We start from the raw sequence: 10,387 nt of genomic DNA on the forward strand, positions 1-10,387 counted from the left end.
TGCATCTGCCCGTCCCGCTGCGCTTCCTCGACCCCATGCGTTCGGGGCCGATGATTTACGAAGTGCCCGGCTATTTCAAGACGGGCGGCGTCGAAGTCCGCCTGCCGGGCGCGGTTCGCTATCGGGATGGCATCGTAGCCTAACCCACCTTTCAACGGGGGAAGCGGGGCGGCGTTCGGGGAACCGGATTGCCGCCCCTTTTCACAGGAGCATGACATGAAATTGAAGAACATCACCACCGGCCCGCGCGGCGTCTATGTCGATGGCGTCCTGCGCATCATCGAGCCTGGCGCTACCGTTGAGGGCGTGACCAAGGACGAAGCGGAAAGCGTCAAGGACTGGTTCGCGATCGAGGAAGCGTCAAAGCCGGTCGCTAAACCGCAGCCCAAGCCGCGAGCCTCCGACAAGGAAGGCTGATCCATGCCATACACCCGCCTTTCCTTGGCCGACTTCACCGCGAAATACACCGCCTTCACGACGCTGACCGAGCCGCCCTATGCTGCATGGGCAACGGACGCTGAGGCGGACATCACCGACCGCTATGGCAGCTACCAGCAACGCGCGACCGAACTGATGACGGCGCATTATCTGGCGTTGCAAACTATCGGCATGGACGAAGTTTCTGGGCTGATCGCGACCGGGGCGACATCGTTCAAATCGTCCACCTTTAGCGCGACGCTATCCGATAGCGTGATTGCCGCCCGCGCCAAGGGCGACCTCAAATCCACCTCCTACGGCCAGCAGCTTGCGCAGATCCAGCGTCGGCTATTTGGCGGACCCTACTTGATCGGATGCCCATCATAATGGACATGGCAGCCGCCTTCGCCGACATCGGACTGGCCTTCAACGCTGCGTTTGGTGGGCCGTTCTATGATGCTGAAATCATCACGCAATCGGACATGGATACGGCCTACGACATCGGCGGCTCGATCATCCCCGGCGCAAGCGATCCCGTCCGGCGCACATGCAAGGCGCAGGTCGATCAGGCAACCGAAGCCATGCGCGCGACCGAAGGATATACCCAGCAGACGCGCCGCATCATCGTCCTGGCCGCGACCTTGGATGGTGGGATCAATACCGATGACACGATTGAAATTCTGGCCGGGCCATTTGCGGGCGTGTGGATGATCGATCAGGTTGGGCGGGACACGGTTGCGGCCGGATGGGATTTGATGGGGCGGAAGGCGTGATGGCGAAGATGGCAGGCCGCGACAAATACACGCGCATGATAAAGCAGATCGGGCCGGGCGCTGTCCAAGAGGTCGGGAAAGTCATGTTTGCACTTGGGGAGGCTGTTCAGGTCGATGCCCAGATATCAATCACCTCCGGCGCTGTCAGCGGGAAAGGGCACGTCGCCTCACGCCCTGGTGAGGCTCCCAGCAACGACACTGGTACGCTGGCCAACAATATTGAGACAGTCAGTGTCGGGGAATTGCGGGTCGAAGTTTCGTCTAACGCCCCGTATTCGGCTGCTTTGGAATACGGGACGTCACGCATTGAGGAGCGGCCTTTCATGAGGCCTGCGCTAGCCAAGAATCGCAAGTTGATTGCTGCAACGATTGATGCCGCTGTAGCCCGCGCGGTAAAGAGGGCAAAGACCAATGGCTAAGGATCACACTCTACCAGTTAGGCGGGCAATATTAACGGCGCTCAAGTCTGATGAACTGCTAACGTCCATTGTCCCGGCGTCGCAAATCTATCCAGGAACGGCGCGGAATCCCCAATGGCCCTTCATACGATACGGCGTTCCATCCGTGGAACCAATGCGTGCATCCTGCGTCGATGGCTCAATATTGACGGTATCGGTTCACGGTTTCGCTAAGCCCAGGTATGTCGGTAACGATCCCCGCAAGGCAATAATAGAATCAGCCGAGGATAGGGCCGCAAAGATCGGACCAGCCATTGCCAAGGTGCTGGGTGGTATTCGGATTGCGATCGACGGCGACGCTAGCGCCTATGGCATCGTGAATTGGCGCGGCTCACGGCTGATGCGTGACGGCGCGGAAGATGACGCTTGGCATACGGTGCAGGATTTTAGGGTGCGGGTTATTTCTTAGAATGCTCTCGCTGTTCAGGTTCGCTCAAACCTTGGATCGCTTTTTCCATACGCAGCATCATTTCTTTTTCCACTTTGGCAACCTGCTCAGACACAATCTCAACGAGCATCATCCGCTGATCATAATCTGATTGGGCGGCGTGGTCGAACGATCGCTCCAGGCGGGCGACGATTTCCGCGTTCAGTGAACGTTTGTTTGCTTCTGCGGCCACCACGATACCATCCCGTAATTCGGCAGGAAGCCGAATTTTCATCTGTGCGTCGCTTGCGTGCATGAGTCTCTCCGAATTTATTCCGCATATGGACCACGATGGTGTTGACATCAATGAACCACCGTGGTTTATCCATGGTGGAACCACGGTGGTTCAATAGGAGATGTTATGAGCAGAGAGATACCGCCTTTTGGGCTGCGTATGCCCGATAATCTCAAGCAGGGATTAAAGCGACTGGCCGAAGAGCGCCGCCGCTCGATGAACGCGCAGATCGTCACAATGTTGGAAAGCGGCTTGGCCGCAGAGAAAGTGGCGTCGGGTCAGAATTGAGCCTCTACCCGACGCCTGATCAAAAGGAACCAACCCAATGAACGATATGACCATAGGGTCTTTTGGAGGCGATGGCCAGCCCCAGACCATGAGCAGCCGCGAGATTGCGGAACTGACCGGCAAGCGCCACGACCATGTAATGCGGGATATACGCGTCATGCTGGTCGAACTGTATGGCGAAGAGGGTCTCCCCAAATTTGGGGGCACCTACCGCAACGAGCAAAATGGGCAGGAATACCCCTGCTTCAACCTTCCCAAACGCGAAAGCCTGATCCTCGTCTCTGGCTATGACGTGAACATGCGGGCCAAGATCATCGACCGCTGGCAAATGCTAGAGGATCGCCGTTCGCCACACGCGATGCTGAACGACACGTCTGTCCTTCGCTCCCTCTTGCTCGAAAATGTCGAGAAGGTGATCGCGTTGCAAACCCGCGTCGCGGAGGACGCGCCCAAGGTGGCATTCGCGGAGCAGGTAGCAACTGCGCCAGACGCGATCCCGCTGGGGCAGGCGGCGAAGATACTTGGAACCGGACGAAACCGGCTCGCTGCCTTCCTGCGCGAGAAGGGTTGGATGACGCGGCTGAACGAGCCATATCAGGACAAGATCAACGCCGGGATCATGGACGTGAAGATCGGCAGTTGGGAGCATCCTGAAAAAGGCCTCCAGCGGAGCGTCACGGCGCTCATTACCGGCAAGGGGCTTGCGAAGCTGCATCAGCTTTTCACGGCCCACTAACGCAGAACGGCGCGGGTGTACGAGACCCGCGCCGTTCCTAACCCTCAACGATCAATAGGAGTGATCGCCATGGCTTCGAACGTCATAGCCTTCCGCGCGCGCCAAGGAAAGCGCCGCCTCATCATTGCGAACGACAACGATCTACCGCCCTTCCCCTCCGCTGCTGCCGGGAGGGCGTCATGAACGATCGTCGCAACTTCCTGCGCGGCATGGTGGCGCTGTCCGCCGCTGCCATCCCGGTTGTCACGCAGGCCGCAACGCTGGACCCGTGGGACCGGTTCGAGGCCGGTCTGGCCATCATCGCGCCGAACGCCCCCAAGGCAGTTTTCAATTCGAAGTCTGCGGGGATGAAGCCGGAATGGATCTACAGCATCGTGACGCTGGACACGCCCGCGCATCCTATCCTGCTGTTCCAGCGGCCGGATGGGGAGTTTTTCTCTATCGGCCCGCAGGATGTTTGGATGAAGGCTGACAATATCCCGGCGCTTGGGTGAGTGTGGGGTGGCCTGAAAGGGCTACCCTACATTTGTGATCTTAGTCGGACATTCATGCATCTAGCGTCACTTCCCGACTTGTAGAGGCGAAAGTCTTTTTCATTTCCTTCTTTGAGATAGGCATCTGCGATCTTTTTTGATGCTTCACAGAGTTCGCTAGGCTGCCCACCTGCGCGTTCTATCATGTCGTATTGTCGCTTTGCTTCGTCGGACTGTTTGGCGCACCCTGGGCCTAGCGCTAATATCGCTAACGCTATCCATTTCATAGACCGGGGACCGCGCCACTGGCCTTGACCGATGCACTTGTGGCGCGTCCATTCAGTCTCGACATGATCAAGTCAATCTCTACGCCATTTTCGAGCCGGAGTGTAAATCCCCCCGCGCCAAAGGCCGCTTCGAGGTCATCTGGGTCGCCAGTAATTTGGCCATCCGCCCATTTGCGACGCCCATCGTTAAATAAATTCAAAGAGGTCTCGGCCACGCCCTTTTCTTCGCCATTGACCACAATAGCGCCGTGAAACTTGACCGTTCTGACGAGGCTCAAAGTCGATCTCCAATTAAGTTGCCGCAATGCACCGCCCGGCCTATCTACATGTGATGGCCGATGAAATAGCAGAACGAATGCTTAGCGCCCTTGTGGTCCAACTTATCCGCACGGGCAAGATGGACATTGACGATGTTTTTGCAGCAGCATCCAGCCTAGATGCTGCTGGCGACGATGAAGCTGCGCGCGCACTGAACTGCCTACCCCTCTATGCCGCAGCCCGCCCGCAATCCGAAATAGATGCCGATTGGCGGCGTCGGCAGATTGTCGAGCGAACGGCGTTCATCGCCAAGAAGTCTGAGGGTTATAAACCAGACGAGTGACGGGGTTTAGTCTCCAGCAAAATACGCTGGAGATGTAAATGAGCCTGCCAACCACGTTCGATTTTGCCCAGCTCAAATTGGGCGATGGTGCCACCCCTGAAAACTTCGTGATCGTTTGCGGCCTCGAAACCACCGGAATCAATGAGAGCGCGCAGACAAGCGATCGTTATGTACGCGACTGCGCGGCCCCTGCCACGCCCCCACGCCGTCGCCTGCGTGTCACCGGCGTCACCTGGGACATCTCTGGTAACGGAATGGCGAACGTCGATCAGTTCGCGCTTCTCAAGGCTGCGTTGGGCAAGCATCGCAACTGGGAAATCGTCCCGCTCGATACCACCGATCCTGACACGCCCGCTGGCGTTCCAATGGGCACCTTTTCCGGTCAGGCTGTCATGACGGCGCGCAATATCGGAACCGTCGCCGATGGGTTCGCAACACTGGAGCTTGCACTCGCGGGCGAGGGCGATCTCGATTGGGTGGCAGAGGCCTGATGCAAACTGCGGTCGAACTGGACTTCGCAGACGGCACCTACCTGTTTGACCTGAAACTGCCGCAACTCGCGGAATTGCAGGAAAAGCGCAAGGTCGGCGTCTTCGCGCTCTACGGTCGGGTCATGAAGGGGCGCGGCTTCATTGAAGATGTGCCAGTTGCGATCACTGAGGCGGGCGAGGCTTTTGCAGAGGACTTGTGGGAGACAATCCGGCTCGGATTAATCGGTGGCGGCGCTGGCCATGTTGACGGGAAGGATGTGGCGGTTAGCGCCATAACTGCCCGCAGGCTGGTAGAGAACTATTGCCAATCTGCTCCGCTCAAGGAAAGCTGGGCGCTCGCAGCAGCCATCCTTATGGCTCGCGTGGAGGGCTACACCCCCCCAAAAGCGGAGCCGGGCAGCGACCCGGCATCCGAACAGGCGACGGAATAGACATCGGCGAGGTAATCGCAAATTGCGCCGTCATGGGCCGCGATTGGCGCGAGATGTCGTGGCGGGAATACCTCACCACGATCTGGAACTGGAACCGTGTTCACTCAGACCAAAAGCTGGAGCCTGACACAGCGAGGCTCAAGGCTATCGCTGGCGCAGGACTGAACTGATGGCAAATCCTGAATCTGTTGTCCTTCGCATAGAAGCCCAGACCGGTAGCGCGGATCGTTCGCTGCAACAGCATGCCGCTGCCGCTGATCGTGCGATGACGGCAGTGGAACGATCAGCCTCAAAGGCGGAAGCTGCGATCAGGCAGGCCTCAGTTGTCGTTGTGGACAAAACAGCCCTAATGTCCAACGGCACGCGCAATTTGGGCAGGCAGTTCGCGGATGTGGGCGCATCACTCGCAAGTGGCTCGTCCCCTTTCATGGTGCTGGCGCAGCAAGCCCCTCAGGTTGCAGATGCCCTGACCGACATGGGCGGGCGCGCTGGGAAAGTAGCGGCTTTTTTCACGGGACCGTGGGGCGCGGCGCTGTTGGCCGCAGGCTCGGTCATAGGCGTCTTGGCCGGGAAAGTTCTCGAAGGCGGTGACACCGTTGAAGGCCTGACCGCCAAACTGGAGGCGAACGCAGCCAAAGCGCGCATGGCCGCCGACGCTCAGAAAATCTTTGAGACGAGCCTATATGGCGCGGCTGATGCCAGCGCCAAGCTCAGCAAGCAACTGGCGCAACAGAACCAGACTCAATTGCAGGTTGCGCAGAGCGCTCTTGCCGCCGCGCAGGCTATACGCCAGCAGAATATTCAGAACCTCCGTAAGGAAATAACCGATGCCGCCTCGGCTCGGAGGATAGCGCAAAGCGTCGCTGATCCTTCCAATTTTGTGCAGGGCGGCACGGTGGGCGGATCGAGTGGATTTGGCCAGAGCTTGGCGCGCGGCAGGGCTACAGAAGCGCTAACCAAGGCAGTCGAGCGCGAAAAAGTCGCAACTCAGGGGTTGGTTGACGCGACAAAGGCGGTCGTAGAGGCCCGTGTCCCGCTGTTGGACGTGAAGGCCTTGGCGTCATCGGACGCTTCCGCCGCATCTGCACTTCGCCATCAAGAGGCATTGGGCAGGCTGCGCGATGAATTCCGGCGCACGGGCGATGAATCTGCTTACCTCGCTGGCCGCACCCGGATCGAAAACCAGCTTACTGCCGAACAGGAGGCTATCCAAAAGCGGGAAAGCGATGCTCGCAAGGCAGGCACCCAAGCGAAGCGTGACGCCGCTAAAGCGTCGAGGGAGGCCGCGAAAGAGGCTCGCGAGGAAGCCCAAGCGCAACGCGAGTTGCAGCAGACGTTAGAAAGGGTTGTCAGCAAATATGACCCTCTGCGGGCCATCGCGCTCGAAACTGGCCGAGCAATGGCTGACATCGACAAACTTCGTTTCGAAGGCCTGATAACCGCTACCGACGCACTGACCTACAAACTGTCCCTTGCCCGCGAGCAGGCCAAGGCGGTCGCTGATTCTATGTGGAAGCAGCAGGAGCAGCGCTGGATCGATGTAGGCTTTACTGCGCAGGACATGGATGGCTCCCGCGTCCGCAAAGACATTGATCAGCGGGTGGAGCAAGAACGAGAGGCTAACCAGCGCATAGCCGACGATTTCCGGCAAAAGCAAGAATCGCAAATTCGGACGCTGGCCACCATTTTTGAAGATGGCTTCCGGGGCGGCACAGACGCGATTTGGCAGGACTTCAAAACGATAGGCCTTCGCATCCTGGCAGAGATGATAGCCCGGTGGGCGGTGGCAAAGCTATCACCGGGTGGCGCTCCATCCGGTTCGGGAGGCGGGGATATAGGCTCTTTGCTGGCAACAGCAACGCGGTCAGTTCTCGGCTTTGAGGGTGGCGGCTACACAGGCGACGGCCCGCGTGGCAAGGTCGCTGGCGTGGTCCACAAGGGCGAGTGGGTGGTTGATGCTGACACCGTCAAGAAGGTCGGCACTGAAAACTTGCGCGCGTTGGGGAGCGGTAACGGCAGGGCCATAGCGGCCATATCAGCCGCGCCCAACATCTCGGCCAGCGCCACCCCGCGCCAGACCATCGTGCATCAAACCGTGCAAGTGGACGCCCGCAATAGTGTCAACCCCGATGGCTTTGCGCGCCAAATCCTCTCGGTATCGGCGCAGCAGGCGCAGCAGGCAGCGGCGGGAATGGGCCAAGGCATCATCAAGGCCGTGCCGCAGCGCATCGCCCAATATCAGCAGGACGGCACCTGATGGCCTTCTATCGGGAATCCATTGTTGTCCGCATTGATTGTGATCCGCCTGCGCTGCTTCATAGCGGCCTCGGCCCGTTGCTTATCCCCGCCGACATTGTGGTGCCGGAGGATGCGATTGCCATTGGTGGCGGCGAGTTGGTCAGCGTGCCGGATTTCCAGCAGTTGATGAACGGCACTGCGGAGCGTCTGGAGTTCACCGTATCAGGCGTGAGCGAAGAAACCGTGCGCCTTGCACTGGACGACGCCCCATCGGTTCGCGGCGCGCGGGTAGATATCGGGCGCGCTGATTTCGATGAGGCGTGGCAGCTTATTGGCGTCGAGTGGGAAGCGACATTCGAGGCGCGCAGCCTGTCAATCAGTCGTCCGGCATCCGATGGCAATTCAATCACGCGGTCCATTTCGTTGACCATTGTCGCAGGTGACAGCACCCGCGCGCGCGCGCCGAACGCATTTTTTACTGATGCCGACCAGCGTCGCCGCAGCCCGACCGACGCGATTTTCTCGCACGTCGCAGGAATCAGCGCCGGGACAAGCCGACGCTTTGGGCCGTCCGATGCCTGACCTGGGTGGATATCTCGCAGAGGTCGGCGGAAAGCCTTGGGTGTGGGGCGCGGCGGACTGCTGCACATTCCCTGCCGATTGGCTCATCCTGTGCGGCAGGGGTGACCCGATGGCCAAATGGCGCGGCGCATATAAGGATGAAACCGGGTGCGCGGCGCTGATCGATGAGGCTGGCGGCCTACTCCCCCTCTGGATCGAAGGCTTGGGCGAACCTGATTACTGTGAGCCTGACATAGGCGATGTCGGCGTGGTTCAGATGTGGGGCCACGCAGCGGGCGCAATCTATACCGGCAAGCGATGGGCCGTCCGATCCGCGCGCGGGTGGGCTGCCGCATCTTTCGCGCCCGACGATGTGCTGGCGGTGTGGCGACATGGGTAAAACGCTGGGCAGCATCATCGCCGTAGGCTTTGCGGTAGGTATCAACGTCATCCCCGGCGTCGGTCAGGCGATCAGCGGCGCGTTATTCAGCGGCTTGACGGCGGGATTGGGTATCAGCGGTTTTGCCGCATACGGCATCGCCAGCACGGCTGTAGCCGCCCTTACCCTCGGCAGCGTCGCATACGGGCTTCAAGCGGGTGCGTCGTTGCTTGGGCTTGGGCCGTCACTCCCCAAACCGGACACCGCAGTCACGGCCATCAAGACACCGCGTCCACCTCGCGTTTCGTCCTACGGCAAAGGGCGGCTGTATTTTGCCTATGCGCTTTATGAAACCGCCAGCAACGGAACAGCCGTCGATGTTGGGGCGGTCCACGATGGCAAAATGAATGCGCTCATCGGCTTCTATTTGAATGATGATGCCGTCACGCTGTCGGGAAATACGGTAAATACGGGTGCCGACAAGCGCTATCAGAATGCAGCCATCTCGCTCTACTGGACCAATGGGAGCAACCCCGGCACCGCATTTTCTGCGGTTTCAGCGCTGATCCCTGATTGGGACCCGAATCATCGCGGCGATGGCGTTGTCATGCTGGCGCAGCTCTCTAAGCCAGTGAAGTCCAAGAAATTTCTTGAGACCTATCCAAATCAGGTGCCGGTTCCAAGCATGGTTGCGGAATGGCAACTGTGTCCAGACCCATATCACGCAGACCCTACCGACGAGGCGGGATGGACCTGGACGGAAAATGGCGTTCGCCAGTTGATGCACTACATGATCGTGCGCGAGGGGGTTGACTATGCGACCAAGATCGCGCCGACCATCGCATACTGGCGCGCGGCGGCTGATGTCTGTGATCAGGCCCGCGCGCTCAAAGGTGGTGGCACAGAGCCGCGCTATCGCTCGTGGCTGAGCCACAAGCACACAGACCCGCATGGCACCGTAAAGGCAGGGCTTCTTTCGACCTTCGACGGCTGGATCGCCCCCCGATCGGACGGCGCTCTAGTGATCTATGCGGGCGAGTATTACGATCCGACCGTCACCATCGGCCCGGCTGAAATAACATCCTACGACTGGAATGGCGTCGGCGTGGACGACGACAAGGCCATCAACGAAATCGTTTGTTCCTACATCTCTGCCGAGCATGACTATAGCAGCGTTGAGACGGACGCATGGCGTGATGAAAGCGACATTTCCGCACGCGGGCAGGTTCTCAGCGGAAACTTTGACCCGCAAGTGCCATCATGGGGCCAGGTGCGCGCGCTTGCCAAAATCAAGATGGCGCGGACGAACTCGCATTACAGCGGGACCATCACCACGAATGTTGCTGGCCGGAACGTTCGTGGTCAGCGCTTCATCAATTTGCTGATAGAGGACGCGGGCCGGGTCTTTTTCGATGGCCCCGCCGAAATAACAGCCCTGACACGCAACCTTATGACGGGCGGCGTCACTTTTACATGGGTGGCGGTCAATCCCGCGATGTATGCATGGAATGCTGCGACCGAGGAAGGCGACCCGGCAGCTGTAGGCGACCGCATTGCCCCCACCCCCCTCCCCGCCCCCACCATCACCACAG

Annotated in this window: 18 protein-coding genes; 16 read left to right on the forward strand and 2 right to left on the reverse strand. The window is 59.4% G+C overall.

What is annotated here, in order from left to right; all coding sequences use genetic code 11:
• The first annotated feature begins 5 nt into the window (after positions 1-5).
• From IL54_RS25960 to gp17, 6 genes are all read left to right on the forward strand, one after another.
• Positions 6-143: a major capsid family protein gene (locus IL54_RS25960; protein WP_443211339.1), complete on the forward strand. Its 138-nt coding sequence runs from the start codon at positions 6-8 to the stop codon at positions 141-143.
• A gap of 73 nt (positions 144-216) precedes the next feature.
• The gene (locus IL54_RS17090) at positions 217-417 is read left to right on the forward strand and encodes a hypothetical protein (RefSeq protein WP_037477197.1); all 201 of its coding nucleotides are present in this window, start codon (positions 217-219) and stop codon (positions 415-417) included.
• Between the two features lie 3 nt (positions 418-420).
• Positions 421-804 carry a DUF4054 domain-containing protein gene (locus tag IL54_RS17095; protein WP_037477199.1) on the forward strand — a complete coding sequence of 128 codons (384 nt, stop codon included), beginning with the start codon at positions 421-423 and terminating at the stop codon, positions 802-804.
• A 5-nt stretch (positions 805-809) separates the two neighbouring features.
• Entirely contained in the window at positions 810-1,190 is a 381-nt protein-coding gene (locus tag IL54_RS17100; protein WP_156106247.1) for a hypothetical protein, read from the forward strand.
• Positions 1,190-1,609, forward strand: a complete 420-nt coding sequence (locus IL54_RS17105) for an HK97-gp10 family putative phage morphogenesis protein (protein WP_037477205.1) — start codon at positions 1,190-1,192, stop codon at positions 1,607-1,609. Before IL54_RS17100 ends, IL54_RS17105 begins: the two co-directional genes overlap by 1 nt.
• Positions 1,602-2,057, forward strand: a complete 456-nt coding sequence (gene gp17 / locus IL54_RS25965) for a tail completion protein gp17 (protein WP_076605527.1) — start codon at positions 1,602-1,604, stop codon at positions 2,055-2,057. Before IL54_RS17105 ends, gp17 begins: the two co-directional genes overlap by 8 nt.
• Here the strand turns inward: gp17 and IL54_RS17110 are convergent.
• On the reverse strand, positions 2,047-2,331 hold the full coding sequence (locus tag IL54_RS17110) for an Arc family DNA-binding protein (RefSeq protein WP_052027735.1): 285 nt from the start codon (positions 2,329-2,331) through the stop codon (positions 2,047-2,049). The two genes, gp17 and IL54_RS17110, sit on opposite strands and share 11 nt — an antisense overlap.
• Before the next feature lie 105 nt (positions 2,332-2,436).
• On the opposite strand from IL54_RS17110, the gene IL54_RS23725 reads away from it, so the two are divergent.
• The 3 genes from IL54_RS23725 to IL54_RS17120 all read left to right on the forward strand — a co-directional run bounded on the left by IL54_RS23725 (position 2,437) and on the right by IL54_RS17120 (position 3,828).
• Positions 2,437-2,598 (forward strand): Arc family DNA-binding protein, encoded by a 162-nt coding sequence (locus tag IL54_RS23725; protein ID WP_081912946.1) that lies wholly within the window; start codon positions 2,437-2,439, stop codon positions 2,596-2,598.
• A gap of 37 nt (positions 2,599-2,635) precedes the next feature.
• Positions 2,636-3,334 carry a Rha family transcriptional regulator gene (locus tag IL54_RS17115; RefSeq protein ID WP_037477208.1) on the forward strand — a complete coding sequence of 233 codons (699 nt, stop codon included), beginning with the start codon at positions 2,636-2,638 and terminating at the stop codon, positions 3,332-3,334.
• Positions 3,335-3,513: 179 nt separating this feature from the next.
• Complete coding sequence (locus tag IL54_RS17120; RefSeq protein ID WP_037477211.1) at positions 3,514-3,828, forward strand: hypothetical protein; 315 nt, start codon at positions 3,514-3,516, stop codon at positions 3,826-3,828.
• Positions 3,829-4,090: 262 nt separating this feature from the next.
• Here the strand turns inward: IL54_RS17120 and IL54_RS17125 are convergent, their stop codons facing one another.
• The gene (locus tag IL54_RS17125; RefSeq protein ID WP_037477214.1) at positions 4,091-4,372 is read right to left on the reverse strand and encodes a hypothetical protein; all 282 of its coding nucleotides are present in this window, start codon (positions 4,370-4,372) and stop codon (positions 4,091-4,093) included.
• Positions 4,373-4,398: 26 nt separating this feature from the next.
• On the opposite strand from IL54_RS17125, the gene IL54_RS17130 reads away from it, so the two are divergent.
• From IL54_RS17130 to IL54_RS25035, 7 genes are all read left to right on the forward strand, one after another.
• Positions 4,399-4,695: a hypothetical protein gene (locus tag IL54_RS17130; RefSeq protein WP_052027736.1), complete on the forward strand. Its 297-nt coding sequence runs from the start codon at positions 4,399-4,401 to the stop codon at positions 4,693-4,695.
• A 38-nt stretch (positions 4,696-4,733) separates the two neighbouring features.
• Positions 4,734-5,186 carry a phage tail tube protein gene (locus IL54_RS17135; RefSeq protein ID WP_052027737.1) on the forward strand — a complete coding sequence of 151 codons (453 nt, stop codon included), beginning with the start codon at positions 4,734-4,736 and terminating at the stop codon, positions 5,184-5,186.
• Positions 5,186-5,617, forward strand: a complete 432-nt coding sequence (locus IL54_RS17140) for a gene transfer agent family protein (RefSeq protein WP_037477217.1) — start codon at positions 5,186-5,188, stop codon at positions 5,615-5,617. Before IL54_RS17135 ends, IL54_RS17140 begins: the two co-directional genes overlap by 1 nt.
• Before the next feature lie 169 nt (positions 5,618-5,786).
• Positions 5,787-7,874, forward strand: coding sequence for a phage tail length tape measure family protein (locus IL54_RS17145; RefSeq protein WP_052027738.1), 2,088 nt, complete (start codon positions 5,787-5,789; stop codon positions 7,872-7,874).
• Positions 7,874-8,437 carry a hypothetical protein gene (locus tag IL54_RS17150; protein ID WP_037477219.1) on the forward strand — a complete coding sequence of 188 codons (564 nt, stop codon included), beginning with the start codon at positions 7,874-7,876 and terminating at the stop codon, positions 8,435-8,437. Before IL54_RS17145 ends, IL54_RS17150 begins: the two co-directional genes overlap by 1 nt.
• Positions 8,430-8,816, forward strand: a complete 387-nt coding sequence (locus IL54_RS17155; protein WP_156106248.1) for a DUF6950 family protein — start codon at positions 8,430-8,432, stop codon at positions 8,814-8,816. Before IL54_RS17150 ends, IL54_RS17155 begins: the two co-directional genes overlap by 8 nt.
• A partial coding sequence (locus IL54_RS25035) for a hypothetical protein (protein WP_193378876.1) occupies positions 8,809-10,387 on the forward strand: 1,579 nt, incomplete at its 3' end. The genes IL54_RS17155 and IL54_RS25035, both read left to right, overlap by 8 nt.

Origin of the sequence: Sphingobium sp. ba1, assembly GCF_000743655.1 — a bacterium.
Lineage (GTDB): Bacteria > Pseudomonadota > Alphaproteobacteria > Sphingomonadales > Sphingomonadaceae > Sphingobium.